At 71.2% G+C, this 26,553-nt stretch carries 24 protein-coding genes; 12 read left to right on the forward strand and 12 right to left on the reverse strand.

The features are described 5' to 3' along the window. The first annotated feature begins 183 nt into the window (after window positions 1-183). The 6 genes from iolC to L1785_RS09390 are packed head-to-tail and all read left to right on the forward strand — an operon-like array spanning window position 184 to window position 6,653. Window positions 184-1,152, forward strand: coding sequence for a 5-dehydro-2-deoxygluconokinase (iolC, locus tag L1785_RS09365; protein ID WP_236088991.1), 969 nt, complete (start codon window positions 184-186; stop codon window positions 1,150-1,152). Then, complete coding sequence (locus L1785_RS09370; RefSeq protein WP_236088992.1) at window positions 1,139-2,050, forward strand: Cgl0159 family (beta/alpha)8-fold protein; 912 nt, start codon at window positions 1,139-1,141, stop codon at window positions 2,048-2,050. The genes iolC and L1785_RS09370 overlap by 14 nt, the downstream gene beginning before the upstream one ends. A 25-nt stretch (window positions 2,051-2,075) precedes the next feature. Continuing rightward, a complete protein-coding gene (locus L1785_RS09375) occupies window positions 2,076-3,626 on the forward strand; it encodes a CoA-acylating methylmalonate-semialdehyde dehydrogenase (RefSeq protein WP_283250183.1) in 1,551 nt (516 codons plus the stop codon). Between the two features lie 42 nt (window positions 3,627-3,668). Then, on the forward strand, window positions 3,669-4,592 hold the full coding sequence (gene iolB / locus L1785_RS09380) for a 5-deoxy-glucuronate isomerase (RefSeq protein ID WP_236088993.1): 924 nt from the start codon (window positions 3,669-3,671) through the stop codon (window positions 4,590-4,592). Continuing rightward, window positions 4,589-6,496, forward strand: coding sequence for a 3D-(3,5/4)-trihydroxycyclohexane-1,2-dione acylhydrolase (decyclizing) (gene iolD / locus L1785_RS09385; RefSeq protein ID WP_236088994.1), 1,908 nt, complete (start codon window positions 4,589-4,591; stop codon window positions 6,494-6,496). The genes iolB and iolD overlap by 4 nt, the downstream gene beginning before the upstream one ends. Window positions 6,497-6,500: 4 nt before the next feature. After that, window positions 6,501-6,653 carry a hypothetical protein gene (locus L1785_RS09390; RefSeq protein ID WP_236088995.1) on the forward strand — a complete coding sequence of 51 codons (153 nt, stop codon included), beginning with the start codon at window positions 6,501-6,503 and terminating at the stop codon, window positions 6,651-6,653. Window positions 6,654-6,669: 16 nt separating this feature from the next. Here the strand turns inward: L1785_RS09390 and L1785_RS09395 are convergent, their stop codons facing one another. After that, window positions 6,670-7,431: a GntR family transcriptional regulator gene (locus L1785_RS09395; protein ID WP_236088996.1), complete on the reverse strand. Its 762-nt coding sequence runs from the start codon at window positions 7,429-7,431 to the stop codon at window positions 6,670-6,672. 204 nt (window positions 7,432-7,635) lie between these two features. On the opposite strand from L1785_RS09395, the gene L1785_RS09400 reads away from it, so the two are divergent. After that, a complete protein-coding gene (locus tag L1785_RS09400; protein WP_236088997.1) occupies window positions 7,636-8,727 on the forward strand; it encodes a transaldolase family protein in 1,092 nt (363 codons plus the stop codon). A gap of 31 nt (window positions 8,728-8,758) precedes the next feature. On the opposite strand, the gene L1785_RS09405 is transcribed toward L1785_RS09400, so the two are convergent. From L1785_RS09405 to uvrA, 3 genes are read right to left on the reverse strand one after another with little or no spacing between them, the layout of a single operon-like run. Beyond that, the gene (locus tag L1785_RS09405; RefSeq protein WP_236088998.1) at window positions 8,759-9,244 is read right to left on the reverse strand and encodes an OsmC family protein; all 486 of its coding nucleotides are present in this window, start codon (window positions 9,242-9,244) and stop codon (window positions 8,759-8,761) included. A 10-nt stretch (window positions 9,245-9,254) separates the two neighbouring features. Beyond that, window positions 9,255-9,878 carry an acetyltransferase gene (locus L1785_RS09410; RefSeq protein ID WP_236088999.1) on the reverse strand — a complete coding sequence of 208 codons (624 nt, stop codon included), beginning with the start codon at window positions 9,876-9,878 and terminating at the stop codon, window positions 9,255-9,257. A gap of 4 nt (window positions 9,879-9,882) precedes the next feature. Beyond that, window positions 9,883-12,798, reverse strand: coding sequence for an excinuclease ABC subunit UvrA (gene uvrA, locus L1785_RS09415; RefSeq protein WP_236089000.1), 2,916 nt, complete (start codon window positions 12,796-12,798; stop codon window positions 9,883-9,885). 81 nt (window positions 12,799-12,879) lie between these two features. On the opposite strand from uvrA, the gene L1785_RS09420 reads away from it, so the two are divergent. Then, window positions 12,880-13,794, forward strand: coding sequence for an MBL fold metallo-hydrolase (locus tag L1785_RS09420; RefSeq protein ID WP_236089001.1), 915 nt, complete (start codon window positions 12,880-12,882; stop codon window positions 13,792-13,794). A gap of 12 nt (window positions 13,795-13,806) precedes the next feature. Then, window positions 13,807-14,571, forward strand: coding sequence for an MBL fold metallo-hydrolase (locus L1785_RS09425; RefSeq protein ID WP_236089002.1), 765 nt, complete (start codon window positions 13,807-13,809; stop codon window positions 14,569-14,571). 47 nt (window positions 14,572-14,618) lie between these two features. Here L1785_RS09425 and sthA read toward each other — a convergent pair whose 3' ends face one another. Continuing rightward, on the reverse strand, window positions 14,619-16,037 hold the full coding sequence (gene sthA / locus L1785_RS09430; RefSeq protein WP_236089003.1) for a Si-specific NAD(P)(+) transhydrogenase: 1,419 nt from the start codon (window positions 16,035-16,037) through the stop codon (window positions 14,619-14,621). Window positions 16,038-16,184: 147 nt separating this feature from the next. On the opposite strand from sthA, the gene L1785_RS09435 reads away from it, so the two are divergent. Then, window positions 16,185-16,469 carry a YciI family protein gene (locus L1785_RS09435; RefSeq protein WP_236089004.1) on the forward strand — a complete coding sequence of 95 codons (285 nt, stop codon included), beginning with the start codon at window positions 16,185-16,187 and terminating at the stop codon, window positions 16,467-16,469. A 66-nt stretch (window positions 16,470-16,535) separates the two neighbouring features. Here L1785_RS09435 and L1785_RS09440 read toward each other — a convergent pair whose 3' ends face one another. The 7 genes from L1785_RS09440 to L1785_RS09470 all read right to left on the reverse strand — a co-directional run bounded on the left by L1785_RS09440 (window position 16,536) and on the right by L1785_RS09470 (window position 24,420). Continuing rightward, the gene (locus tag L1785_RS09440) at window positions 16,536-17,534 is read right to left on the reverse strand and encodes a TerC family protein (protein WP_236089005.1); all 999 of its coding nucleotides are present in this window, start codon (window positions 17,532-17,534) and stop codon (window positions 16,536-16,538) included. A 271-nt stretch (window positions 17,535-17,805) separates the two neighbouring features. Continuing rightward, window positions 17,806-18,786 carry an NAD(P)-dependent alcohol dehydrogenase gene (locus L1785_RS09445; protein ID WP_236089006.1) on the reverse strand — a complete coding sequence of 327 codons (981 nt, stop codon included), beginning with the start codon at window positions 18,784-18,786 and terminating at the stop codon, window positions 17,806-17,808. Between the two features lie 70 nt (window positions 18,787-18,856). Further along, window positions 18,857-20,971, reverse strand: coding sequence for an excinuclease ABC subunit UvrB (gene uvrB, locus L1785_RS09450; protein WP_236089007.1), 2,115 nt, complete (start codon window positions 20,969-20,971; stop codon window positions 18,857-18,859). Between the two features lie 60 nt (window positions 20,972-21,031). After that, entirely contained in the window at window positions 21,032-21,688 is a 657-nt protein-coding gene (locus tag L1785_RS09455; protein ID WP_236089008.1) for a pyroglutamyl-peptidase I, read from the reverse strand. Beyond that, the gene (coaE, locus tag L1785_RS09460) at window positions 21,685-22,317 is read right to left on the reverse strand and encodes a dephospho-CoA kinase (RefSeq protein ID WP_236089009.1); all 633 of its coding nucleotides are present in this window, start codon (window positions 22,315-22,317) and stop codon (window positions 21,685-21,687) included. Before coaE ends, L1785_RS09455 begins: the two co-directional genes overlap by 4 nt. A gap of 191 nt (window positions 22,318-22,508) precedes the next feature. Next, entirely contained in the window at window positions 22,509-24,116 is a 1,608-nt protein-coding gene (locus L1785_RS09465; protein ID WP_236089010.1) for a serine/threonine-protein kinase, read from the reverse strand. 64 nt (window positions 24,117-24,180) lie between these two features. Beyond that, the gene (locus L1785_RS09470; RefSeq protein WP_236089011.1) at window positions 24,181-24,420 is read right to left on the reverse strand and encodes a hypothetical protein; all 240 of its coding nucleotides are present in this window, start codon (window positions 24,418-24,420) and stop codon (window positions 24,181-24,183) included. A gap of 137 nt (window positions 24,421-24,557) precedes the next feature. On the opposite strand from L1785_RS09470, the gene L1785_RS09475 reads away from it, so the two are divergent. Together L1785_RS09475 and L1785_RS09480 are read left to right on the forward strand one after the other, a co-directional pair. After that, window positions 24,558-25,124 carry a SigE family RNA polymerase sigma factor gene (locus L1785_RS09475; protein WP_236089012.1) on the forward strand — a complete coding sequence of 189 codons (567 nt, stop codon included), beginning with the start codon at window positions 24,558-24,560 and terminating at the stop codon, window positions 25,122-25,124. Beyond that, window positions 25,121-26,473 (forward strand): hypothetical protein, encoded by a 1,353-nt coding sequence (locus L1785_RS09480; RefSeq protein ID WP_236089013.1) that lies wholly within the window; start codon window positions 25,121-25,123, stop codon window positions 26,471-26,473. The genes L1785_RS09475 and L1785_RS09480 overlap by 4 nt, the downstream gene beginning before the upstream one ends. The last annotated feature ends 80 nt before the right edge of the window (window positions 26,474-26,553 follow it).

Consider the following 26,553-nt stretch of genomic DNA (forward strand, 5'->3'; position numbering starts at 1 on the left):
ATCGCTGGTGCCCGGTACTCCCGACACTGGGCAGCTGGCAGACTTTATGCTAATGTCTTGACATAGCCGCTCCAGCGACACCACGCCGGGCCGGTAGGAACCATTGTCACTTTGTCAGGACATAGCTACGATGATCCCCACGGACCACGGCACGTTCCGATCGAGAGAGTTCTACACCGGCGTATGAACACCACACCCACGACCTTCGACGTCATCACGATCGGCCGTGTCGGCGTCGACATCTACCCGCTGCAGGACGGCGTGGGCCTCGAGGACGTCGAGACCTTCGGCAAGTACCTCGGCGGCAGCGCCACCAACGTGGCGATCGCCGCCGCCCGCCAAGGACACCGCACCGCCGTCATCACCCGCACCGGCGACGATCCGTTCGGGCGCTTCGTCCGGCGCGAGCTCGTCCGCCTCGGCGTCTCCGACGCGTTCCTCGGCGTCGAGCAGGACCTGCTCACGCCCGTGACGTTCTGCGAGATCTTCCCGCCCGACGACTTCCCGCTCTACTTCTACCGCCGGCCCAAGGCCCCGGACCTGGCCATCACCGCGGCCTCGCTCGACCTCGACGCGATCCGCGACGCCGGCGTCTTCTGGGCAACGGTCACCGGCCTCTCCGAGGAGCCGAGCGTCTCCGCGCACCACGTCGCGCTGGCCGCTCGCGGCCGGCGCCGCCACACGGTGCTCGACCTCGACTACCGGCCGATGTTCTGGCACTCGCCCGCAGACGCGACCCGAGAGGTCCGGCGTGCGCTCCCGCACGTGACCGTCGCGGTCGGCAACCGCGAGGAGTGCGAGATCGCGGTCGGCGAGACGGAGCCGCACCGCGCCGCCGACGCCCTGCTCGACCACGGGGTCGAGCTCGCGATCGTGAAGCAGGGGCCGAAGGGCGTGCTCGCCAAGACCCGCGACGAGACGGTCGAGGTCCCGCCGTTCCCCGTGGAGGTCGTCAACGGCCTCGGCGCCGGCGACGGGTTCGGCGGAGCGCTCTGCCACGGTCTGCTCGAAGGCTGGGACCTGGAGCGCACCCTGCGGTTCGCGAACGTGGCCGGGGCGATCGTCGCCTCGCGGCGTGAGTGCTCGACCGCCATGCCGACGACGTCCGAGGTCGAGGCGGCACTGGAGGGAGCGAGCAATGCCGCACACTGACCGCTTCCTCTCTCCCGAACGGTTCGAGGAGCTCCGCACCGTCCGCGCCCTCGAGCCGCACCGGATCGCCGAGGCACTCGCCACGCGCGTGCGCCGGCCGCTCCTGTCCCAGGCGGGGCGCCTGTTCATCGTCGCCGCGGACCATCCGGCCCGGGGCGCCCTCGCCGTCGGCAGCGAGCCGCTGGCGATGGCGGACCGGTACGACCTGCTCGACCGCCTCGCGCTCGCGCTCTCGCGGCCCGGGGTCGACGGCGTGCTCGGCACGCCGGACATCATCGACGACCTCGCACTGCTCGGCGCGCTCGACGGCAAGGTCGTCGTCGGCTCGATGAACCGGGGCGGGCTCCGCGGCGCCGCGTTCGAGTACGACGACCGGTTCACCGGCTACGACATCCCGGCGATCGTCCGCGACGGGCTGGACTTCGCCAAGACCCTGCTTCGCGTGAACCTCACCGACCCCGGGACGGCCGACACCCTCGAGGCGAACGCCCGGGCGGTCTCGGCCGCCGCTGCCGCGCGGATCCCGATCATGCTCGAGCCGTTCATGTCCGAGTGGCGCGACGGCAAGGCCGCGAACGTCCTTGACGCCGACTCCGTCATCACCTCCGTCGCGATCGCCTCGGGTCTCGGCAACAGCTCCGTCTACACGTGGATGAAGCTGCCTGTCGTGGACGACATGGAGCGCGTCATGGCCGCCACCACGCTGCCGACGCTCCTGCTCGGCGGCGACCGCACGACCGATCCCGACGCCACCTACGCCGCATGGGAGCGGGCCCTCGGCCTGCCCGGCGTGCGCGGCCTCGTCGTCGGCCGCACCCTGATCCACCCGCCCGACGGGGACGTCGTGACCGCGGTCGACACAGCCGCCTCGCTCGTGCACGCCCCCACAGCCGCCTGACCGTCAAGGAAGTAGGGAACCACCCATGAGCCACAGCACAGAGAACCTGCCGGTCGCCGACCCGTTCGTCGAGGAGAGCGGCCTGCCCGTCGTCGGCCACTGGATCGACGGCACCTACCACGCGTCCCGCGGCGGGCGCACCGCACCCGTCTACGACCCCGCCATCGGCAAGCAGACCAAGGAGGTCGCCCTCGCCGACGAGGCCGAGATCGAGGCCGCGATCGCCTCGGCAGCGCGCGCCTTCCCGGGCTGGGCGGCGACGTCGATGACCAAGCGGCAGGCCGTCGTGTTCCGCTTCCGCGAGCTGCTCAACGAGCGCAAGCACGAGCTCGCCGAGATCATCACGAGCGAGCACGGCAAGGTCGTGTCGGACGCCTTGGGCGAGGTGCAGCGCGGGCTCGAGGTCGTCGAGCTCGCGACCGGCTTCCCGCACATCCTCAAGGGCGAGTACTCGGAGAACGTCTCGACGGGCATCGACGTGTACTCGACCAAGCAGCCCCTCGGCGTGGTCGGCATCATCAGCCCGTTCAACTTCCCCGCCATGGTGCCGATGTGGTTCTTCCCCATCGCGATCGCCGCGGGCAACACGGTCGTCCTCAAGCCGAGCGAGAAGGACCCGTCGGCGTCGATCTGGATGGCCGAGCTCTGGAAGGAAGCGGGCCTGCCCGACGGCGTGTTCACCGTGCTGCAGGGCGACAAGGTCGCCGTCGACGGCCTGCTCACCCACCCCGAGGTACAGGCGATCTCGTTCGTGGGCTCGACCCCGATCGCCAAGTACATCTACGAGACCGCGGCGAAGCACGGCAAGCGCGTCCAGGCGCTCGGCGGCGCGAAGAACCACATGCTCGTGCTGCCCGACGCCGACCTCGACCTCGTCGCCGACCAGGCGATCAACTCGGGCTTCGGCTCGGCCGGCGAGCGCTGCATGGCGATCAGCGTCGTGCTCGCCGTCGAGCCCGTCGCCGACGAGCTCATCGAGAAGATCACGGAGCGCATCGGCAAGCTCCGCGTCGGCGACGGCCGCCGCGAGCCCGACATGGGCCCGCTCGTCACCGCCCAGCACCGCGACAAGGTGGCCTCGTACATCGACATCGCCGCGGACGACGGCGCGACCGTGGTCGTCGACGGACGCGGCATCGAGGTGGAAGGCGCCGACGAAGGCTTCTGGCTCGGCCCGACCCTGCTCGACAACGTGCCCACGACGAGCCGTGCCTACACCGAGGAGATCTTCGGCCCGGTGCTCTCGATCGTGCGCGTCGAGAGCTATCAGGAGGGCGTCGACCTCATCAACTCCGGCGCCTTCGGCAACGGCACGGCGATCTTCACGAACGACGGCGGTGCCGCGCGGCGCTTCCAGAACGAGATCCAGGTCGGCATGATCGGTATCAACGTCCCGATCCCCGTGCCGGTCGCGTACTACTCGTTCGGCGGATGGAAGAACTCGCTGTTCGGCGACTCGAAGGCCTACGGCATCCAGGGCTTCGACTTCTTCACGCGCCAGAAGGCGATCACGTCGCGCTGGCTCGACCCGGCCACCCACGGCGGCATCAACCTCGGGTTCCCGAAGAACGACTGACGAGACGCCCGCGCACGGATCACGAAGGAGTGAGGCACGCGGATGCACGCGCGCAACGCATGGTTCCACCCGCGCGGCATGCTCGCCCGGGACGGCTGGGAGAGCATGGTCGACGCGACGCTCGACGGCTGGGAGCACACCGGCCTGCGCGTGGCCGACCTCGGCGACGGGAGCTCACGTGAGCTGCCCGCCGCCGGGGTCGAGCGGATCGTCGTACCCCTCGCGGGCGGCTGCGAGGTCGCGTGGACCTCGGAGGACGGTTCCGGCACGGTGGAGCTCGCGGGTCGTGCCTCCGTCTTCGACGGGCCGACCGACGTCGTCTACCTCCCCGTCGGGACCGCGGCGGTGATCTCGGGCAGCGGCCGCGTCGCCGTCGCGGAGGCACCGGCGACCACCCGGCACCCGCTGCGGGTCATCGCCAAGGACGAGGTGCCCGTCGAGCTCCGCGGCGCCGGCCGGTCGAGCCGGCAGGTGCACAACTTCGGCACGCCCGGCGCACTCCAGGCTGAGAAGCTCATCGTGTGCGAGGTGATCACGCCGGCCGAGAACTGGTCGTCGTACCCGGCGCACAAGCACGACGAGCACATCGCCGGCCACGAGTCGCGCCTCGAGGAGATCTACTACTTCGAGTCGGCCACGGCGCGCGGCCTCGACGCGCCCGAGGAGGCGGAGCCGTTCGGCATGTTCGCCACCTACTCGTCCCCCGCCGGCGAGATCGACGTCACCGCGATCGTGCGCACGGGCGACGTCGCGCTCGTGCCGTACGGCTACCACGGCCCGGCCGTGGCGGCCCCCGGCTACGACCTCTACTACCTCAACGTCATGGCGGGACCAGACGCCGAGCGCGAGTGGCGCATCAGCGACGACCCCGCCCACGCGTGGGTTCGATCCAGCTGGGAGACGCAGACGATCGACCCCCGGCTCCCCTACGCGGCCCACCAGGCGGCCGACCAGGAAGGACGATGACCACCTTGGAGACGAAGCGGATGACGGTGGCGCAGGCCCTCGTCGAGTTCCTCGCCCGCCAGTGGACCGTCGACGCTGACGTCCGCGAGCGCACCATCCCCGGCATCTTCGGCATCTTCGGGCACGGCAACGTCGCCGGCATCGGCCAGGCCCTGCGCCAGGCGAACGAGCTCGAGCCCGATCTGATGCCGTACTACCAGGCCCGCAACGAGCAGGCCATGGTGCACCAGTCGGTCGGCTACGCCCGCATGCACCGCCGTCGCGCGACGTTCGCGTCGGCGGCGTCCGTCGGCCCGGGCGCCGCCAACATGCTCACCGGTGCCGCGCTGGCGACGAGCAACCGGATGCCGGCGCTGCTGCTGCCGAGCGACACGTTCGCGACGCGCGTGGCCGACCCGGTGCTGCAGCAGCTCGAGCTCCCGCACGACATCGGCATCCAGGTGACCGACGCGTTCCGCCCCCTGTCGCGGTTCTTCGACCGCGTGCAGCGCCCGGAGCAGCTCTACTCGATCGCGCTCGCTGCGATGCGCGTGCTCACCGACCCCGCCGAGACCGGCGCCGTCACGATCGCCCTCCCCGAGGACGTGCAGGCCGAGGTGCTCGACGTACCGCTGGAGTTCCTCCAGGAGCGCGAGTGGCACGTCCGCCGCCCGCTGCCCGAGCGGGGTCCGCTCGAGCGCGCGGTCGCCGCCGTCCGCGCCGCGAGGCGGCCTATCATCGTCGCCGGCGGCGGCGTCATCTACTCGGGCGCCGAGGACGTGCTGCGCCGCCTCGTCGAGGCGACCGGCATCCCGGTCGGCACGTCGCAGGCCGGCGGGGGTTCGCTGCCGTGGGACCACCCGCAGTACCTCGGCGGCATCGGCGCGACGGGCACGACCGCCGCGAACCGCATCGCCGGCGAGGCCGACCTCGTCATCGGCGTCGGTACGCGGTACAGCGACTTCACCACCGCGAGCCGCACCGTGTTCCAGGACCCGGACGTACGGTTCGTGAACATCAACGTCGCCGCGTTCGACGCGTACAAGCACGGTTCGCAGCTGCCCGTGGTCGCCGACGCCCGCGAGACGCTGGAGGCGCTGGCCCGCGAGCTCGAGGGACACCGCGTGGAGTCGTCGTACGCCGAGCGCATCGAGCGCGAGAAGCGCGAGTGGGACGCGGTCGTCGACGCCGCGTTCGCGTCCTCCGGCCTCGACCGGCCCGGCCAGGCGGAGATCATCGGCGCGGTGCAGGCCGCGAGCGACCCGACCGACGTGATCGTGCAGGCGGCCGGCTCGCTGCCCGGAGACCTCCACAAGCTCTGGCGCGTGCGCGACCCGCTCGGCTACCACGTCGAGTACGCGTTCTCGTGCATGGGCTACGAGATCGCCGGCGGGCTCGGCGTCCGGCGCGGCGCGCCCGACCGGGACGTCATCGTCATGGTCGGCGACGGCTCGTACCTGATGCTGCACACCGAGCTCGTGACCGCCGTGGCCGAGGGCCTCAAGGTGATCGTCATCATCATCCAGAACCACGGCTACGCCTCGATCGGGCACCTGTCCGAGACCGTCGGGGCCGACCGGTTCGGCACCCGGTACCGCACGTTCGACGAGAAGGTGCGGAACTTCGACGGCACCGAGATCCTCCCGGTCGACCTCGCCGCGAACGCGCGGTCGTACGGCGTCGACGTCATCGAGGTCGCCCCCGGCCCCGACGCGATCCCGGACCTGAAGGACGCCGTCGCGAAGGCGAAGGCGTCCGACCGGTCGACCGTGATCCACCTCGAGTCCGACCCGCTCCTGTACGCACCTGACGGCGAAGGATGGTGGGACGTCCCCGTGGCTCCGGAGGCGGAGATCGAGGTGACGAGGAGCGCGTACCGCGACTACCTCGTCGACAAGAAGAAGCAGCGACCGCTGCTCGGATGACTCCGTGTCCCGGGTCACCCGGACCCGCGACCCGGTGTCCCGCCTTCCGGTACCCGATCGTGTCGAACGTGTGTTCGCCGAGGACGAGGCGTCCGACGAGGTCTCGCGCTTCCAGCTCGAGCGGCTGCGCGAGCTCGTCGACGCCGCACGCGCCTGATCACGCGGTCGGAACGTCAGCGCTCGACGAGCGTCATCTCGAACGAGTAGAGGTCGGGGCGGTAGCAGTGCTGTCCCCACTCGACGGCGCGCCCGGAGTTGTCGAACGCCGTGCGCGACATGGTGAGGACCGCCGACCCCTTGGGGATGTCGAGCAGGGCGGCCTCCTGCGTCGTCGCATCGCGCGCGCCGATGCGCTGCTTCGCGACCCGCACGCTCACGCCCTGGGCTCGCAGCAGCTGGTACAGGCCATGCTTCGACAGGTCGTCGGGGTTGAGGCCCGTGAACTCCTCCGGGAGCACGTTGTCGAGGATCGCGATGGGGACCTCGTCGGCGGAGCGGAGCCGCCTGATGTGCAGCACCGGGCTGCCCGGCGCCACGCCGAGCGCCTCCGCGATCTTCTCGTCGGCCTCGCCGGTCTCGATCGACAGCACCCGGGTCTCGGGCTTCTGCCCCGACCGCTCGAGGTCCTCGTAGAGGCTCGTGAGTGCGACGCTCCGGCTCACCTTGCCGTGCACGACCTGGGTGCCGATCCCCCGGCGGCGCACCAGGAGGCCCTTGTCGACGAGCTCCTGGATGGCCCGACGGATCGTGGGCCGGGACAGCCCGAGGCGGTTGCCGAGCGCCACCTCGTTCTCGAGCCGAGACCCGGCCGGCAGGGTGCCGTCGTGGATGGCCGCCTCGATCCGGCTCGAGATCTGGAAGTAGAGCGGGACCGGGCCCGAGCGGTCGAGGTCGATGAACAGGTCGACCGGGAGCGAGTGGTTCGGTACCGCCACCGTGTGCATCCCTCCCGTCGCGGCCGTCGCGACATGATGTCAAGACATTATCAGCCCTTTCCATATGCCCACAATGTCAGGTGAGCAACCCCACCTCGCCGTAGGTTGTATTGTCCGAACATACTGTCTACGCTGGGGTGTCTCGAGGGAGCCGACCGACGCGCGAGACGTCATCGCCGCACCGACCTGACGACCGGAGAACCCATGACTGACGCACCCGCCATCGACGCCGAGACCCTGCCGCTCCGCATCGCCGCGGACACGACCCCGACCAGTCTCTGGAACGACTCCGCGGACCTGCAGCAGCTCGCCCGCTCGATCGAGTTCGGGGCGGTCGGCGCAACGTGCAACCCCGTGATCGCGCTCGCCGCCATCAAGAGCGACCTCGCGACCTGGGGCCCGCGCATCGCACGACTCGCCGAGGAGCACCCGACCGCCGGCGAGTCCGAGCTCGGCTGGATGGTCGTCGAGGAGCTCTCCGTACAGGCCGCCCGGCTGCTCGAGCCGGAGTTCCGTCGGAGCGGCGGCCGCAACGGCCGACTCTCGATCCAGACCGATCCGCGACTCCACCGGGACGAGGCAGCGCTGGTCGAGCAGGCCGTGCGCTTCTCCGGTCTCGCCGAGAACATCATCGTGAAGATCCCGGCCACGGCCGTCGGGATCCGCGCCATCGAAGAGGCGACCTTCCGCGGCGTGAGCATCAACGCGACGGTGTCGTTCACGGTGCCGCAGGCACTCGCCGTCGCGGAGGCGATCGAGCGCGGGCTCGATCGGCGCACCGCCGCCGGCTTCCCCGAGCACGAGTTCGGCTCGGTCGTGACCATCATGGGCGGCCGGCTCGACGACTGGCTCAAGGCCTGGGTCGAGAAGCACCGGGTCCTGATCGAGCCGGGGCACCTCGAGTGGGCCGGCGTCGCCGCGCTGAAGCGGGCGCACGCGCTGTTCGTCGAGCGCGGGTACCGGTCGCGGGTCCTCTCCGCGGCGTTCCGCAACCACATGCAGTGGTCGGAGCTCCTGGGCGGCGACCTCGTCGTCTCCCCGCCGTTCGAGTGGCAGGAGCGGATCAACAAGAACCGCATCCCCGTCGAGAACCGCATCGACCGGCCGGTCGACCCGCACATCATCGAGACCCTGCTCACAAAGGTCCCCGAGTTCCGCCGTGCGTACGAGCCCGACGGGATGACCGTCGAGGAGTTCGGCGACTTCGGCGCGACCCGGCGCACCCTGCGGCAGTTCCTCGAGGCGGACGCCGCGCTCGACGCGCTCGTGCGCGACATCCTCGTGCCGGCACCCTGAGAGGGCACCCAGCCCCCGATGCTCAGGCGGCTCAGACCGCGACGCGCACCGGGATCGGCTCGAGGAGCACCGGGAAGTTCACCGACCGTGCGATGAAGCACATCGCGTGCGCCCGGTGGTGCAGCACCGCAAGGTGCTCGTCGGTGGCGAGCTCCCCGGCGTCGGCCACCACCCTCGGGTGCAGCGTCACGTCCGTGAACTGGCCCTCGCCGCGGGCCTCGACCCGCATCGTGCCCGTCGCCTCGTCGGTGTACTCGCGCACCACGAGGCCGGACTCGGCGGCCAGGTGCAGGAACCACAGCATGTGGCACTGGGACAGGCTCGCGACGAACAGCTCCTCGGGGCTGAACCGCTGCGGGTCGCCGCGGAACGCGGGGTCGGACGAGCCGGGCAGCGCCGGCTTGCCCGGCAGGAGGACGTCGTGGTCCCTGGAGTACGCGGTGTACGACGCCGTACCCCGCTCCCCCGCTCCTGTCCAGCGCACCGTCGCGGTGTAGTCGTGGAGGGCTCCGCTCATGGTGGCCACCCTAGGGGCGCTCGCCCTCCCGGGCCAGAGGGCGCAGGCTCAGCCAGCGCTCCGTGACCGTGTAGCCCACCGCCTCGTTCGCGCGGCGCGCCGCCAGGTTGTCCGCCGCGCCGCCGCTGCCGAACATGGTGTGGCCCCGCCCGGCCAGCCCGAGGACCGCGGCGGCCTTGACCGCGGAGGCGAGGCCCCGGCGTCGGGCACCCGCGTCCACCGCCGTGAAGTCCGTGTCCACGAGCGCGCCCGCCACGCGTAGCACCGTCACCCCGACCAGGGTGCCGTCCGCGCCGAGGGCGCCCCACGCCCAGGCCGTGCTCGCCGCGAGGTCCGCACGCAGGGCGGCCTCGTCCGGGACGTCGTGCCCGTTCTGCGGCGTCACCGGGTAGTCGGGCAGGCAGCGCGAGTCCAGGTCGACGATCGCCGCGACGTCGTCCGGGCCGAGCTCACGGACGACCCAGCCCTGCTCACGCGCCGCGGCCAGGACGCCGAAGCAGTGCCGCAGCGCCTGCGGCGTGACCCGCAGCCGTGCACCCCAGGACTCGGCCACCACGGTCCAGCCTTCGGCGAGGAGACCTGGCAGGCGGGGGTCGTCGTCGCGCAGGACGATCGGCGCGGGCATCAAGGTCACCGGTTCACGCTACGGCGCCCGCCGCCACCTTGGCCTTCCTCTTCCGGGACACGCCGTTCGACGGCGGCTCCACGGGCGGGTGGTCGTCGAGGACGCGCGCGAGGAACCGACCGGTGTGGCTCGCCGGCACCGCCGCGATCTCCTCCGGCGTGCCCTCCGCGACGACGCGACCGCCGCCGGACCCGCCCTCCGGACCCATGTCGAGCACCCAGTCGGCGTTCTTGATGACGTCGAGGTTGTGCTCGATCACGAGGACCGTGTTGCCCTTGTCGACCAGCGACTGCAGCACGCCGAGCAGCTTGCGGATGTCCTCGAAGTGCAGGCCGGTCGTCGGCTCGTCCAGGACGTAGATCGTGCGACCCGTCGAGCGCTTCTGGAGCTCGGACGCCAGCTTGACGCGCTGCGCCTCGCCGCCCGACAGGGTCGGCGCCGGCTGGCCCAGGCGGACGTACCCGAGGCCGACGTCGGCGAGCGTCTTCAGGTGCCGCGAGATCGCCGGGACCGCGGCGAAGAACTCCGAGGCCTCCTCGATCGGCATGTCGAGCACGTCGGCGACCGTCTTGCCCTTGAAGTGCACCTCGAGCGTCTCGCGGTTGTAGCGCGCGCCGTGGCACACCTCGCACGGGACGTACACGTCCGGCAGGAAGTTCATCTCGATCTTCAGGGTGCCGTCGCCCGAGCACGCCTCGCAGCGGCCGCCCTTGACGTTGAACGAGAACCGGCCCGGCGTGTAGCCGCGGACCTTCGCCTCGGTGGTCTCCGCGAACAGCTTGCGCACGTGGTCCCACACGCCCGTGTACGTGGCCGGGTTGGACCGCGGGGTCCGGCCGATCGGCCCCTGGTCCACGTGCACCACCTTGTCGAGGTGCTCCATGCCCGTGACCCGCGTGTGCCGGCCCGCCACCTGGCGGGCGCCGTTCAGCTCGTTCGCCAGCACCGTGTACAGGATGGAGTTCACGAGCGTGGACTTGCCCGAGCCGGACACCCCCGTGATGGCGGTGAGCACGCCGAGCGGGAACGTGACGTCGATGCCGTTCAGGTTGTGCTCGCGCGCGCCGACCACCTGCACGACCCGCGCCGGGTCGACCGGCCGGCGCACCACCGGCATGGGGATCGACCGCCGGCCGGACAGGTACGCCCCCGTCACGGACTCCGGGGCCTCCAGGAGGCCGGCGTAGTCGCCCGAGTGCACGATCCGGCCGCCGTGCTCGCCCGCGCCGGGACCGACGTCGACGATCCAGTCCGCCGTGCGGATCGTGTCCTCGTCGTGCTCCACGACGATGAGGGTGTTGCCCAGGTCCCGCAGGCGGGTCAGCGTGTCGATGAGCCGGTGGTTGTCGCGCTGGTGCAGGCCGATCGACGGCTCGTCGAGGACGTACAGGACGCCGACCAGGCCCGAGCCGATCTGCGTCGCCAGCCGGATGCGCTGCGCCTCGCCGCCCGACAGGGTGCCCGCGGGACGCTCCAGCGACAGGTAGTCCAGCCCGACGTCGAGCAGGAAGCCGAGCCGCGCATGGATCTCCTTGAGCACCTCCACCGCGATCTGCCGCTCGCGCTCCCCCAGCTCGAGACCGGCGAGGAACGTCGCCGCCTCGCGGATCGGCAGGCGGCACACGTCGGCGATGGAACGGCCGTCCACCTTGACCGCGAGCACCTCGGGCTTGAGGCGCGCGCCGCCGCATGCCGGGCACGGGACCTCGCGCATGTAGGCCTCGTACTTCTCCTTCGACCAGTCCGACTCGGTCTCGTTGTGGCGCCGCTCCAGGAACGTCACCGCCCCCTCGAAGCCGGTCGCGTACTGCCGTTCGCGGCCCCAGCGGTTCGTGTACCGGACGTGCACCTCGTGGTCGCGGCCGTGGAGCACGGCGTCCTTCGCCCGCTGCGGCAGCGCCCGCCACGGAACGTCCATGGAGAAGCCCATCTCGTCCGCGAGCGCCGACAGCACACGCGTGAAGTACTCCGACGACGTCTGGGCCCACGGGGCCACGGCGCCGTCGCGCAGCGACTTCTCCTCGTCCGGGACGATGAGGTCGGGGTCGACCTCGAGACGGAAGCCGATGCCGGTGCACTCGGGGCACGCTCCGTACGGCGCGTTGAAGGAGAAGGTGCGCGGCTCCATCTCGTCGAGCGCGAGCGGGTGGTCGTTGGGGCAGGCGCGCTTCTCGGAGAACTTGCGGACGCGGTGCAGGTCGTCGATGTCGGCGTCGACGAGCTCGATCATGACGAGGCCGCCGGCGAGACCGAGCGCGGTCTCCACGGAGTCAGTGAGGCGGCGCTGCACGCCCTCGCGCGAGACGAGGCGGTCGACGACCACCTCGATGTCGTGCTTGAGCTTCTTCTCCAGCGTGGGCGGCTCGGTGAGCTGCACGACCTCGCCGTCGACGCGGGCGCGCGCGAAGCCCTTCGCCTGCAGCTCCTTGAACAGGTCGGCGTACTCGCCCTTGCGGCCACGCACGACCGGCGCGAGCACCTGGTACCGCGTGCCCTCGGGCAGCTCGAGCACCCGGTCCACGATCTGCTGCGGCGTCTGCGACTGGACCTTCTCGCCGCACACCGGGCAGAACTGGGTGCCGGCGCGCGCGAAGAGCAGGCGCAGGTAGTCGTAGACCTCGGTGATGGTGCCGACGGTCGACCGCGGGTTGCGGTTCGTGGACTTCTGGTCGATCGAGACCGCGGGCGACAGGCCCTCGATGAAGTCGACGTCAGGCTTGTCCATCTGCCCCAGGAACTGGCGGGCGTACGCCGACAGGGACTCGACGTACCGGCGCTGTCCCTCGGCGAAGATCGTGTCGAACGCGAGCGACGACTTCCCCGAGCCCGACAGGCCCGTGAAGACGATGAGCTTCTCCCTGGGCAGGTCGAGATCGACGTTCTTCAGGTTGTGCTCACGGGCGCCGGAGACGACGAGGCGGTTGCTCACCGCAGCATCGTACGGCCGCTGACTGACAATCGCACACCCGTTCTATGTCACAGCTGCGGCGCGCCTGACAGACTCTCCGACATGACGCGCCGTGACCTCGACGTCCACTGGATCCACGGCACTCCCCGGCGCGGCGGGGCGGCCGATCCTCCGCTCCAGGTCCACCACCACGGCCCCGACACCGTCATCCTCCGCCAGAGCAGGTCGGTGACGTTCGAGGCGCCGTTCCTCTACCTGTTGTTCGGCGCCGACCGCGCCTTCCTGCTCGACACGGGCGCCACGCAGGACCCTGCCACGTTCCCGCTGCGCGAGACCGTCGACCGGCTGGTCGAGGAGTGGCTCGCCGAGCACCCGCACGCCGGATACGAGCTGGTCGTGGCGCACACCCACTCCCACAGAGACCACGTCGCAGGCGACGCCCAGCTCGCCGGCCGCGAGCGCACCATGGTCGTCGGCACCAGCCTCGCGGACGTGCAGGCGTACTTCGGGTTCACGGTGTGGCCCACCGAGGTGGTGACGCTCGACCTCGGCGGCCGTCTGCTCGAGATCACCGGAATCCCCGGCCACCACCCCGCCTCGATCGCCGTCTTCGACCCGCGCACGGGCTTCCTCCTCACGGGCGACACCGTCTACCCGGGCCGGCTGTACGGGATGGACATGCCGGCGTTCGTCGCGAGCATGGACCACCTCGTCGAGTTCGCCGACGCGCGGCCCGTCACCCACGTGATGGGTTGCCACATCGAGATGTCCCGTACCCCCGGGCGGGACTACCCGGCGGGTACGCGTTACCAGCCCGACGAGGCGCCGCTGCCCATGACACCGCGGCAGCTCCACGCCGTCCGCGACGCGGCGCACGCCGCCGCCGGGCAGCCGGGCATGCACGTCCACAGCGACTTCGTCGTCTACAACGGCACCGGCCGGCTGGCGCTGCTCTCCCTCCTGGCGCATCAGCTCCGCGGCCGCTTCCTGCCGTGGTCACGTCCTCGCCTTGGCTGACAGACTGGCTGCATGACAGGTCCTGACCCCACCGGCTCGACCGGCTACACCGGCGACGTCGCACCCGGCGGGCCGGCCGACGTGCGCGTCCTCGACCGCGTCGTGATCCGCAAGCTCTCCGTAGGCCCCACGGACAACAACACGTACCTCCTCACGTGCCGGCGCACGGGCGCCCAGCTCCTGATCGACGCCGCGGCCGACGCGCAGCGGCTCATGGACCTCGTCGACGAGGCCGAGGGCGACGGGCCAGGGGCAGGCCCGCTCGACGCAGGCCCGCCCCTCGAGGTGGTCGCCACGACGCACCGGCACGGCGACCACCTCGGCGCACTGCCCGACGTCGTCGCGGTCACCGGGGCGCGCACCGTCGCCGGGGCGGACGACGCCGAGGCGATCGAGGAGACGACGGGCGTGCCGGTCGACACGCTTCTGCGCGACGGCGACCGCGTGACGTTCGGCGAGATCACCCTCGACGCGATCCCTCTGCGCGGGCACACACCCGGCTCGGTCGCGTACGCGTACGCCGAGCCCGCCGGGGCGAGCGCCGCGGAGGCGGTGTCCCACCGGGTGCACCTGTTCACGGGCGACTCGCTCTTCCCGGGCGGTGTCGGCAACACGGACCGCGATCCGGAGCGGTTCGCGCAGCTGTTCGGCGATGTCACCACGCGCCTCTTCGACCGCTTCGGCGACGACACCTGGGTCTACCCGGGCCACGGCAAGGACACGACCCTGGGCCGCGAGCGCCCGCACCTGCAGGAGTGGCGGGAACGCGGCTGGTGACCCGGCCTGACCGGGGGGGGTTCCGGCATGGTGGGCGCAGGCAGAAGTCAGAAGCCGAACCGCGCCACGTCCCGCATCTTGTTCGTCGCGTCGAGGGCCGCCACCTTGTACGCCTCGGAGAGCGTCGGGTAGTTGAAGACCGTGTCCACGAGATGGTCGACGGTGCCGCCGCACGTCATGACGGCCTGCCCGATGTGGATGAGCTCGGTCGCCCCCGTCCCGAAGACGTGAACGCCGAGGATCTTGCGGGTGTCGGTCGAGACGAGGAGCTTGAGCATGCCGTAGGTGTCGCCGACGATCTGCCCGCGGGCGAGCTCGCGGTACCGCGCGACGCCCACCTCGTAGGGCACGCCTGCCCGCGTGAGCTCGTCCTCGGTGTCCCCGCAGTACGAGATCTCGGGGATCGTGTAGATGCCGATGGGCTGCAGCTCCAGCACCGACGACACCGGCTCGCCGAACGCGTGGTAGGCGGCGAGCCGCCCCTGCTCCTGCGAGGTCGCCGCGAGCGCCGGGAAGCCGATCACGTCGCCGACGGCGTAGACGTGCTCCACCCCCGTGCGGAACTGCTTGTCGACGACGAGGCGGCCGCGCGCGTCCGCCGCGAGGCCCGCGGCCTCCAGCCCCAGCCCGTCGGTGGCGCCCTGCCGGCCCGCGGAGTACATGACCGTGTCGGCGGGGATCCGCTTGCCGCTGGCCAGCGTGGTGACGGTCCCGGTGGCGTCGGCGGTGACGGACTCGACGGTCTCCCCGAGCCGGAACGTGACGGACAGGTCGCGCAGCTGGAACTTGAGCGCCTCGACCACCTCGGCGTCGCAGAAGTCGAGGATCTTGTCCCGGGCCTCGACGACGGTGACGCGGGTGCCCAGCGCCGCGAAGATCGACGCGTACTCGATGCCGATGACGCCCGCCCCGACGACGACCATCGTCCGCGGCACCTCCTGCATGTCGAGGATGCCGTCCGAGTCGACGACCCGGTCGCCGTCGAAGGCGATGTGCACCGGCCGCGCGGGCCGCGTGCCGACAGCGACGACGACCTTCTCGGCGGTCAGCCGCCGCACGCGGTCGCCGTCGGCGTCGAGGATGTCGACCTCGTGCGGCCCGGCGAACCGGGCGCTGCCGACGACCGTCTCGACGCGGTTGCGCGCGAGCTGGTTGCGGACCACCTCCATCTCCCGTCCGATGACGTGCTGGAGCCGGGCCAGGAGGTCCTGGACGGTGATGCGCTCCTTGAGGCGATAGCTCGAGCCGTACACGTCACGCAGGGTCAGGCCGGTGAGGTAGAGCACGGCCTCGCGCAGCGTCTTGGACGGGATGGTGCCGGTGTTCAGGCACACGCCGCCGATCATGTCCCGACGCTCGACGACGGCGACCCGCTTGCCGAGCTTGGCCGCGCCGATCGCCGCCTTCTGGCCGCCAGGGCCGGAGCCGATGACAACGAGGTCGAAGTGCGAGGCGCTGGCGTCCATGCTCCGAGTGTGGGGGTCGCACACCGCCTTGACGAGGGCCGTCATCCAGATTTAACGCGGCGGCGGGCGATCCGGTCGGGCGCTGCCCGACCGCGGACCGGTCGCCTCCCGCAGAGGGCGGCGCGGGCACCGTGCTTGGATGGTGTCGTGACCACCTTCGCCGTGACCTATACCTACGCCGACGACTCGGCCGCCCTCGAGAAGGTCCGCCCGGACCACCGCGCGTTCCTGCGCGAGCTCAACGCCGCCGGGACGCTCCACGCCTCCGGGCCGCTACCGGGCGCCGGGGGCGCGCTCCTGATCCTGGAGGCCGTCACCGCCGGGGAGGTCGAGAGCATCCTGGACGACGACCCGTTCGCGAAGGCGGGACTCATCGTGGGCCGTGGGGTGCGCGAGTGGGAGGTCGTGATCGGCGGCTTCGCGACCTCGTGAGACGCCTCCTGTAAGACGCCGATGGCCGGCCGGGGAGTCCCCGGCCGGCCATCGCGTCGTGCACGATCAGTCGCGCGAGGCCGCCTCGAGGCGCTCCGTGTGCCGCGTCCGCAAGAGGCTCGCCACCGTCGTGACCGCCAGCGATCCGACGATCACCAGGAGAGACAGCCAGATCGGGATCTCCGGCGCCCACTCGTAGCCCTCGCCGCCGTTGAGGAACGGCAGGTTGTTGGTGTGCAGGGCCTCGAGGATCAGCTTCACGCCGATGAAGCCCAGGATGGCTGCGAGGCCGATCGGCAGGTACACGAGACGCTCCAGCAGGCCGCCCAGCAGGAAGTAGAGCTGGCGCAGGCCCATGAGCGCGAAGACGTTCGTCGTGAAGACGATGAACGGGTCCTTCGTGAGGCCGAAGATGGCGGGGATCGAGTCGAACGCGAAGAGCAGGTCCGTCGAGCCGATCGCGACGAAGACGATGAGCATCGGGGTGAAGAGCTTCTTGCCGTCCACCACGGTGCGCACCTTCGCGCCGTCGTACTCGTTGTGCAGGGGCAGCACCCTGCGCAGCGTACGGATGGCGGCGTTCTCCTTGAACTCGTCCGCCTCGTCCTCGCCCCTCACCAGGTTGACCGCCGTGTAGATGAGGAACGCGCCGAAGATGTAGAAGACCCACACGAACTGCTCGATGATGGCTGCGCCCGCGAGGATGAACCCGCCACGAAGCACGAGCGCCGTGATGATGCCGACCATCAGCACTCGCTGCTGCAGGTGCCGGGGCACCGCGAAGCGCGACATGATGATGACGAAGACGAACAGGTTGTCGACGCTCAGCGAGTACTCGGTGAGCCAGCCCGCGTAGAACTCACCAGCGGGGTCGGCGCCTCCGATCGCCCACAGCAGGACGCCGAAGGCAAGGGCGAGACCGACGTAGAAGGCGACCCACAGGGCGCTCTCCTTGATGCTGGGCACGTGGGGGCGGCGGCCCACCACGATCAGGTCGACCACCAGCAGCACGACGACCGCGACGAGCGACGTGACCTCGAACCACGTGGGTAGCGCGTGGATCATCCACATTCCTTCCGGGCGGGAGGCCGGCACAGGGATGCGCGAACCTCCGGTACGTATGACAGGGCACCGGAGGTCTTCTCCGCTCGCTGTGCACCAGCCTGGGCACCGCCCGGCCGTGACGCACCTGCGAACCGATGAGGCCGGGCCGGCAACGCTGGCGACCGTATTGACGACCTCACCACAAGAACGGGAGTACTCCCCTCCGAACAGGAGCATACGGGACGCAGGGCTCGCCCGGCTGCGTGGGGTCGGTCACAGGGCCCGGCCCTGATCAGGGGACGACGACGATCTTCCCCCGCGCGTGGCCCCGGCCCGCGACCTGCCGGACCGCCTCGACGGCCTCCTCCAGCGCGTATGTACGGCTGACCTCGACGCGCACGGTGCCGTCCGCGACGAGACCGGCCAGCAGCGCCAGGTCGTCCGCGTTCGCGACGCCGTCGAACCGGGCGACACGGACGGCCAGCCTCGGGCCCAGGATCTTGCCGAGCACCATGTCACCCAGCGCGCCTGCGAACCCCGTCTTGCTGCCGTCGTTGAGGAGCACGAGTCCGCCCGGGCGGACCGCCCGGGCGAGCGCCCGCAAGGAGTACTGGCCGCCGTTGCTGAACACCACGTCGTACCTGGCGTCCGTGCTGGTGAAATCAGTGGTGGCGTAGTCGACCACCTCGTCGGCGCCCAGGTCACGCACCAGGTCGGCGCTGCGCGCGCTGCACACCGCCGTGACGTGCGCTCCGAGCCACTTCGCGAGCTGGACCGCAAGGTGCCCGATCCCGCCGCCGGCCCCCGTGATCGCAATGCGCTGGCCGGCCTGCAGCCCGGCCGCGTCGCGCAGCCCGTTCAAGGCCGTGACGCCCGCCATCGGCAGGGCACCCGCCTCCTCGTGGCTCAGTGCTGGCGGCTTGACTGCCAGGTGCTTCTCCGGCGCGACCGTCAGGTCCGCGAACGAGCCCGCGTAGGCGAAGCCGAAGACCTCGTCGCCCGGGACGAACCGCGTCGCCTCCGGACCAACGGCCTCCACGACGCCCGACACGTCCACGCCCCGCACGGGCGGCTTCGGCCCGCGGAGATTGCCCACCATGCCGAGCCGCGCGATGCCGGGCGTGCCCTCGAGGTAGTGCCAGTCGTACGGGTTCACCGCTGCGGCCTTGACCCTGATCAGCACCTCGCCGGTACCCGGCACGGGGTCGGGCACCTCCGCGAGCTGTACCGCGCCCCAGCCGTACCGGTCCTGCGTGATCGCTCGCACAGCCACCCTCCCAGGGTTCGTCGGGCCAAGGGTCCTCCCCGCTCCCAGATGGGGTCAAGGATGATGAAGGGTGCAATCAGGCCGTCGCGGCCTGCATCTGGCGCAGCTCCTTCTTGAGTCCCGAGACCTCGTCTCGCAGCCGCGCGGCAACCTCGAACTGCAGCTCAGCGGCCGCGGCGTGCATCTGGTCGGTGAGCTCCTGGATGAGCTCGGCCAGCTCGCCCGCCGCCGCGCCGGCCAGGCGGTTCCCGGTCGTCGCCGCCTCCTTGGGCGAGCCCGGCACGGGGGCCCTGCCCCGCCCGCCGCCCGGCCCGCCGGGCCGCCGGTAGCCGCCCGCGAGCAGCTCCTGCGTGTCGAGGTCTTCGCGCGCGAGCATGTCCGTGACGTCGGCGATCTTCTTGCGCAACGGCTGCGGGTCGATCCCGTTCGCCTGGTTGTACGCGATCTGCTTCTCGCGGCGCCGGGTCGTCTCGTCGATGGCCGACACCATCGCGGGCGTCATGCGGTCCGCGTACATGTGGACCTGGCCCGAGACGTTACGGGCGGCTCGGCCGATCGTCTGGATGAGCGACTTGCCCGAGCGCAGGAATCCCTCCTTGTCCGCGTCGAGGATCGCGACCAGGGACACCTCTGGCAGGTCGAGGCCCTCACGCAGGAGGTTGATGCCCACCAGGACGTCGTACTCCCCCAGCCGCAGCTCGCGGAGCAGCTCCACGCGGCGCAGCGTGTCCACCTCGGAGTGGAGGTACCGCACGCGGACGTCCTTCTCCAGGAAGTAGTCCGTGAGGTCCTCTGCCATCTTCTTGGTCAGCGTCGTCACCAGCACGCGCTCGTTTCGCTCGACACGCTCCCGGATCTCGTGCAGCAGGTCGTCGATCTGGCCGGTGGTGGGCTTGACGACCACCTCCGGGTCGACGAGGCCGGTCGGGCGGATGATCTGCTCCACCACGCCGTCGGACATCGAGAGCTCGTAGTCGCCCGGCGTCGCCGACAGGTAGACCGTCTGCCCGATGCGCTCGACGAACTCCTCCCACCGCAGCGGCCGGTTGTCCATGGCGCTCGGCAGGCGGAACCCGTGGTCGACCAGGCTCCGCTTGCGCGACATGTCGCCCTCGAACATGGCGCCGATCTGCGGGACGGTCACGTGCGACTCGTCGATGACGAGCAGGAAGTCCTCGGGGAAGTAGTCGAGCAGCGTGTTCGGCGGCGAGCCCGACTCGCGCCCGTCGATGTGCCGCGAGTAGTTCTCGATGCCGTTGCAGGTGCCGATCTGGCGCATCATCTCGATGTCGTAGGTGGTGCGCATGCGCAGCCGCTGCGCCTCGAGCAGCTTGTTCTGGCGCTCGAGCTCCGCCAGGCGCTCCTCGAGCTCGGCCTCGATGCCGGCGACCGCGCCCTCCATGCGCTCCGGGCCCGCGACGTAGTGGGTGGCCGGGAACACATAGATGCTCCGTTCGGACCGGATCACCTCGCCCGTCAGGGGGTGCAGCGTCTGGATCGACTCGATCTCGTCGCCGAACATCTCGATGCGGATCGCCAGCTCCTCGTACACCGGGATGATCTCCACGGTGTCGCCCCGCACGCGGAACGTGCCGCGCGTGAACGCCATGTCGTTGCGGGTGTACTGCATCGTCACGAACTTGCGCAGCAGGTCGTCCCTGTCGACCACGTCGCCGACGTCCAGCCGCACCATGCGGTCCACGTACTCCTGCGGCGTGCCCAGGCCGTAGATGCAGGACACCGACGCGACCACGATCACGTCACGACGCGTCAGCAGCGACGACGTCGCGGAGTGGCGCAGCCGCTCCACCTCGTCGTTGATCGACGAGTCCTTCTCGATGTACGTGTCCGTCTGCGCGATGTACGCCTCGGGCTGGTAGTAGTCGTAGTACGAGACGAAGTACTCGACCGCGTTGTTGGGCAGCAGCTCCCGGAACTCCGTGGCGAGCTGCGCGGCGAGCGTCTTGTTCGGCGCCATCACCAGCGTGGGCCGTTGGAGCTTCTCGATCAGCCAGGCCGTGGTGGCGCTCTTGCCCGTTCCCGTGGCACCCAGCAGCACCACGTCCTTCTCCCCCGCCTGGATGCGGGACGAGAGGTCGGCGATGGCCGTCGGCTGGTCGCCGCTCGGCGTGTACTCGGAGATGACCTCGAAGGGGGCCACCGTGCGCTGGAGGTCGGTCACGGGTCGCATGCCACTACCGTACGGCGCACCACTGACAGGCCGGCAGGGTCGCGGGGCGACTGCGGTCGGTCAGTGCTCCGCGCCGGCCGCCATGACCGGCTCCGCGAGGGTCCCGCCGGCGACCGCGAGCGCCGTGCGAGCGACGATCCGGAGCGCCTCGGCGAGGGTCGCCACGGGGAGCGCTCCGGCGTCGTGGTGGTCCTCCTCGACCGTGCGGGGCACGTGGACGAAGCCCGCGGTCACGCCACGGTCGGCCAGCCCGTGCCGCAGGGCGTAGAAGGTGGCGTTGCAGACGTACGTGCCCGCGGTGTTGGACACGACGGCCGGGATGCGCGCCTCGCGCAGCGCCGCGAGCGCGGCCTTGACCGGCAGGCCCGAGAAGTAGGCGGCGGGTCCGTCGGCCACGAGCGGCTCGTCGACGGGCTGGGCACCATCGTTGTCGGGGATGCGGGCGTCGGCGACGTTGACCGCGACCCGCTCGAGGCGGACGGCGTCCGTCGCGCCGGCGAGCCCGACTGCGACGACGACGTCGGGCACGTGCTCGTCGACCGCGGCCGCGAGGACGGGCCATGCGCCGCCGAAGGTGACGGGCAGGCGCACCGTCGCGAGCCCGGCGCCCTCGGCGTCGGTGTCCCACGTGCCGGCGACGTGTCGGACCGCCTCCCAGGACGAGTTCACCGCGTCCCCGCCGAACGGCTCGAAGCCGCTGAGCAGGACCGTCCTCACGCGCTCGCCTCGGCGTCGGACTCCTGCGCGACCTCGCGGGCCACGCGCTCCCACAGCTCGTCGACCTGGGCGAGCAGCTCGTCGACAGTGCCCGCACCGTCGAGGGTCACGTCCGCCGCGGCGAGCCGCTCCTCGTCGGTCGCCTGTGCGCCGACGCGGGCCAGTGCCTCCGCCTCGGTCAGGCCGCGGCCCCTCATGAGGCGCTCGGCACGCATGTCGGCCGGCGCGTGCACCACGACGAGGAGGTGGAAGTGGTCCGCCTGACCCGTCTCCACGAGCAGCGGGATGTCGTGCACGATGACGGCGCGCGGGTCCGCGACCGCTGCCGCGGCCTCCCGCTCCGCCGACAGGCGGCGCACCTCCGGGTGGACGATGCCGTTGAGGCGCTCGAGCGCGTCCGAGTCCACGAAGACCATGCCGCCGAGCACCGGACGGTCGAGCGACCCGTCGGGCGCGAGGACCCCCTCGCCGAAGGCTTCGACGATCTCCTCCAGGCCCACAGAGCCGGGCGCGACCGCCTCGCGCGCGAGGACGTCATGGTCGATGACGACGGCGCCGAGCTCGGCCAGCCGCCGGGAGACCACGGACTTGCCGGCGGCGATGCCGCCTGTGAGGCCGATGCGGAACATGTGATCCTTAAGACCCGGAATCGTTGGAATTCTGCGGTTCTCCGTCCGGCCGGCGAAGGCTCGTGACTCCTGCGTGCCACGCCGGACGGTCTTGCGCTGCGGTCCATCGCAGCGCGTCCAGCCTACGTCTCGACAGGCCACGCCGCTCGAAGCGACGCAACTGCACCGCGCCGCGGCGGAGTCGCCCGGCATCAGTCTCCCGAGGTGGCGGCCCACTCCCAGCCGTAACCGTCGTTGTGCTCCACGATCACCGTGGCCAGCGGCCCGACTTCCGGCAGCGTGACGGTCGCGGTCACGCTGGCCGGGTCCGCAAGGTCCCTCACCGCCCAGAACGTGTCCTGCGCGGTGGCGTCCTCGAGAGCGCTGCGGCGGACGGTACCGTCCTCCGCGACGGCATAGATCCTCAGCCACTCGCTCGGCGTGGGCGTTCCGTACGCGATCGTCCCCGCCCGATCGCACGAGAGCGTCAGCGTGGCCAACTGTCCCTGCACATCGTCGACGCTGGCCGTCCAGCACGAGCTTTCGTCGAGGCGCATCGGGGTCCCCTGGGCCCACGGGCTCTCACGGCTCCCGTCTCTGATCATGGCCGGCTGGCTCTCCCCCCGTCTCTTGGCAACAGGCTGACCAGCTGTACCGCCGGCGTCCTGCGACGAGGCAGTCTGTCCCCCGCCGTCCGGCTCCCCGTCGTCGGCGAGCGAGTGCCAGACGCCGATCGCCGCCCCGGACAGCACCGCCGTCCCGGCAACTGCCGCGCTCAGGGCGACGAGAACCCGCCTCGCTCCGCGCCGTGGCGTCCCGCCGGGCTGCGTGCGTCCGCGCGCGGCGGCCGCTGCGACCCCGGCACCGACGGGGTTGCGAGGACCGAGGGAGCGCAGGATCGCGTCGAGGGAGGGCCGCGTCGCCGGATCCTTGGTCAGGCAGGCATCGAGGAGGGGACGCAGGTAGGCAGGACAGTCGTCGTAGGACGGTTCCTCGGCTGAGACCCTGTACAGCACGACGGCCGGATGGGCCCCCTCGAAGAGGTGGTTGCCGGTCGCGGCGTAGTAGGCCAGCGCGCCCAGGGCCCAGACGTCGGCGGCCGCCGTCGCACGGTTCCCCGTCGCCTGCTCCGGGGCCATGTACATCGGGGTACCGACCGGCTGCCCGGTCATGGTCACCCTCGTCGCGTCGATCATGGCGACCACGCCCAGGTCGATCAGGCACGGACCATCCGGGCCGAGGATCACGTTGGCCGGCTTGACGTCACGATGCACGAGACCGGCGCCGTGGATCGTGTGCAGCGCCTCGGCAACACCTGTCACCAGGTCCAGCACGGCTTCCTGGGGCATTGGGCCGCGCACGGCCAGCGCCTGCGAGAGCGTCGGGCCTGCGATGTACTCGGTCGCGAGCCAGGGGACACCCGCATCGAGATCGGCGTCGACCAGGTTTGCGATGAACCGGCTGCGCACCTTGGCCGCAGCACCCGCCTCGCGCCGGAAGCGCGCCCGGAACTCGCCGTCGTGCAGCTGGGCGCCCCGGATCAGCTTGATGGCAACCTGCTGCCCACTGCGCCCGGTCCCGAGATAGACGTCCCCCATGCCGCCGCTCCCGATCCGACTCCGGACCCGGAACGGGCCGATCGTGCGTGGCTCGGCCGGCCCCAAGGCCACCGGCTCGGGTACTGGAACCGTCCAGTGAACAGGTGGGTCTTGCAGCACCGGACGCTCCTCCATATTGCTTCTGGCACAAACCGGATATACGCGGTATAGGCGCAGGGATGCTATCGCACCGAGATGGAACACCCGGTCCGGACGCTGCACGTCTGACGTGGTCCGATCGTGTCGGCGTCTGCTGACACACTGGGTGGTCCGGTTCGACCAGCGGTCAGATGAGCTTGCCGGTCAGCGCCGCGATGAACACCACGACGCCGATGACAGCGAAGCCGACGCCGAAGACGCGGGTGAACACGAAGATGAACCGGTGACTCGACGGCGCCGGTGTGCGCAAGAGTCGTTGGAGCCGCACCTGAAGATCGGCGTGCTGCTCCGCGAAGACGGCGAACCCCAGGCCGCTCGCCACGGCGAGTACTCCCCAGCACAGCGCGAACAGCTGCGGACCCGTCATGAGCGAACGCCACGGCCGTCAGAAGCCCCCGGCGCCTCCGCCGTGGAGCATCTGTCAGTGACGGGCGGTGCACGCTGCAACCGCAGGGCCGTGAGCAGCGTCTAGGGTGCATGACGGTTGCCGACCTGGGAGAACCCATGCCACCCCCTGCGCTGTCCGCGGACCGGTCCGAGACTCCAGCGGTCGAGGTGATCCGAACGGGCGGCACGACGGTCGAGGACTTCACCGCGTTCGCCCGCGCCCACGCCGCAGGCCTGCACCGGATCGCGTACCTCCTGTGCGGCGACGACCACCGCGCCCACGACCTCACCCAGCTCGCGCTCGAGCGGACGTTCCGCGCCTGGTCCCGGGTGGGCGACGGGAACCCGTTCGCCTACGCCCGGCAGGTCCTCGCCACCGCCCGGATCGACGGCTGGCGCCGCACCCGCCGGGAGACCACCGTCTCCCCGGACACGCTGCCCGGTCTCCTCACCGAGGACCGGGTCCGCGACGCGACCACCGGCGTGGAGGACCGCGAGCGGCTCGTCCGCGCGCTGCGCCACGTCCCGGCGAGGCAGCGCCGGGTCGTGGTGCTCCGATACCTGCTCGACCGGTCGGAGCAGGACGTGGCCGACGAGCTCGGCATCAGCACCGGAACAGTGAAGTCCCAGGGCGCTCGCGGGCTGGCCCGCCTGCGCGCCCTTCTGACGGAGGAGGACGCATGAGCACCGACGACCAGTTCGCCGCCGGCCTCCGCCGCATCGCGGACGGCCTCGAAGCCCCCACGCCGGTCGACCCCGACGCGCTCGCGGCCGTCGCCGTGCGCCGCACCCGCAGGCGCCGCGTCGTGGTTCCCACGGTCTCCGCGCTGGCCGTGATCGCCCTGGCCACGACAGTGGCCTTCGCCCTGCCCGACGCCGGTCGCACAGCTCTCCCGGGAGGCGGTTCCTCGCCGTCGGCCACCACCGCAACGTCCCCCGCGCCGGAGGCGAGCGCGCCGCCCGAGCCGACCCCGACCCCGTCGCGCCCCGTCGACCCGTTCACGTACGAGGCCTCGAACGTGCCCGACGGCTGGAAGTCGGTGGGCGCGACCGGGCTTGCGCTCGCCGTGCCGGAGGGCTGGGGTGGCGGGCTCGAGTACAGCTGGATGAACGCGGCGTGGTGGGATACTGCCCTGTTCGAGGCACTGATGGACGCGGCACGGCAGGCGAACGCCGAGTTCCGCGCGGAGCACGGCCGGGACCCGGAGGTCGACGAGTCCGCCGGGGTGCTCGGCACCGAGCTCATCGAGGTGCGCGCCTACATCGGTACATACAGCACCGCGGACCCGCTCGAGGGCACCGTTCTCGAGGAGAGAGACCTCATGGTCCCGGGGGCGGACAGCGCGCACCTCGTCGTGACGGACCCGCACGAGTCGAGGCAGCCGGGGACCACGTTCGTCATCTCCGTGCACCAGGAGGGTGGTCTCTGGTACACCATCGACGGGCAGCTGCCCGCGGGGGCAGAGGGCCTCGACATGGCCCGGACCATCGCCGGGTCGCTGAGGTTCGTGGCGAGCGCCGAGGAGATCCACGCGACGCTCCCCTCGGAGGACCACCTGCCGGTGCTCGAGCTGCCGCGAGGCATCCCGGCCGGATGGATCCAGCACGACAAGAACGGACTGGGGTACGCGCTCCCGGCAGCCTGGGCTGTCAACACCCAGGTGTTCGCGGCGGACGACCCGGCAGTGGCCGACTGGAGGGGGCCCGACCCAGTCACACCCACCCTTGCCGGCAGCCTGACGATCACCTGGTCGCGCAACGAGAGGATCCCGACGGAGGAGCCCGACCCGGCGACCCGGCGCCTGACGATCGACGGCGCGAGCCTGGCCACCACACTGTGGAGCGAGAGGGACTGGGGCGTGGACCCCTGGGGCGGCGAGAGCACCTGGCCCGCCGGGACCATGGTCCTGGAAGGGAACGCGATCGTGGAGCGGGCCGACGGCGACGGCTACTACTGGGTCGCGTGGACCCTGCCGGCGGGCTCGGAACCCTTCGTGGAGCAGTTCCTCGGAACCCTCGAGGTCCGTGGCTGACGCCGGCACTGCCTCGTGGGGGGGGTGGGCCCTCCCCCCCCCAGGGCGCCCGGGGCGGCGCGGGCGCCCCCACGCCGGTG

The sequence above is a fragment of the Antribacter soli genome (assembly GCF_021568775.1).
GTDB classification, from domain to species: Bacteria; Actinomycetota; Actinomycetes; order Actinomycetales; family Cellulomonadaceae; genus Antribacter; species Antribacter soli.

Bases quoted from the DNA above. Each gene is read 5' to 3' on its own strand.
- iolC (WP_236088991.1), top strand. From the start codon at position 184: ATGAACACCACACCCACGACCTTCGACGTCATCACGATCGGCCGTGTC.
- L1785_RS09370 (WP_236088992.1), top strand. From the start codon at position 1,139: ATGCCGCACACTGACCGCTTCCTCTCTCCCGAACGGTTCGAGGAGCTC.
- L1785_RS09375 (WP_283250183.1), top strand. From the start codon at position 2,076: ATGAGCCACAGCACAGAGAACCTGCCGGTCGCCGACCCGTTCGTCGAG.
- iolB (WP_236088993.1), top strand. From the start codon at position 3,669: ATGCACGCGCGCAACGCATGGTTCCACCCGCGCGGCATGCTCGCCCGG.
- iolD (WP_236088994.1), top strand. From the start codon at position 4,589: ATGACCACCTTGGAGACGAAGCGGATGACGGTGGCGCAGGCCCTCGTC.
- L1785_RS09400 (WP_236088997.1), top strand. From the start codon at position 7,636: ATGACTGACGCACCCGCCATCGACGCCGAGACCCTGCCGCTCCGCATC.
- L1785_RS09405 (WP_236088998.1), bottom strand. From the start codon at position 9,244: ATGAGCGGAGCCCTCCACGACTACACCGCGACGGTGCGCTGGACAGGA.
- L1785_RS09420 (WP_236089001.1), top strand. From the start codon at position 12,880: ATGACGCGCCGTGACCTCGACGTCCACTGGATCCACGGCACTCCCCGG.
- L1785_RS09425 (WP_236089002.1), top strand. From the start codon at position 13,807: ATGACAGGTCCTGACCCCACCGGCTCGACCGGCTACACCGGCGACGTC.
- sthA (WP_236089003.1), bottom strand. From the start codon at position 16,037: ATGGACGCCAGCGCCTCGCACTTCGACCTCGTTGTCATCGGCTCCGGC.
- L1785_RS09440 (WP_236089005.1), bottom strand. From the start codon at position 17,534: ATGATCCACGCGCTACCCACGTGGTTCGAGGTCACGTCGCTCGTCGCG.
- uvrB (WP_236089007.1), bottom strand. From the start codon at position 20,971: ATGCGACCCGTGACCGACCTCCAGCGCACGGTGGCCCCCTTCGAGGTC.
- coaE (WP_236089009.1), bottom strand. From the start codon at position 22,317: ATGTTCCGCATCGGCCTCACAGGCGGCATCGCCGCCGGCAAGTCCGTG.
- L1785_RS09470 (WP_236089011.1), bottom strand. From the start codon at position 24,420: ATGACGGGTCCGCAGCTGTTCGCGCTGTGCTGGGGAGTACTCGCCGTG.
- L1785_RS09475 (WP_236089012.1), top strand. From the start codon at position 24,558: ATGCCACCCCCTGCGCTGTCCGCGGACCGGTCCGAGACTCCAGCGGTC.
- L1785_RS09480 (WP_236089013.1), top strand. From the start codon at position 25,121: ATGAGCACCGACGACCAGTTCGCCGCCGGCCTCCGCCGCATCGCGGAC.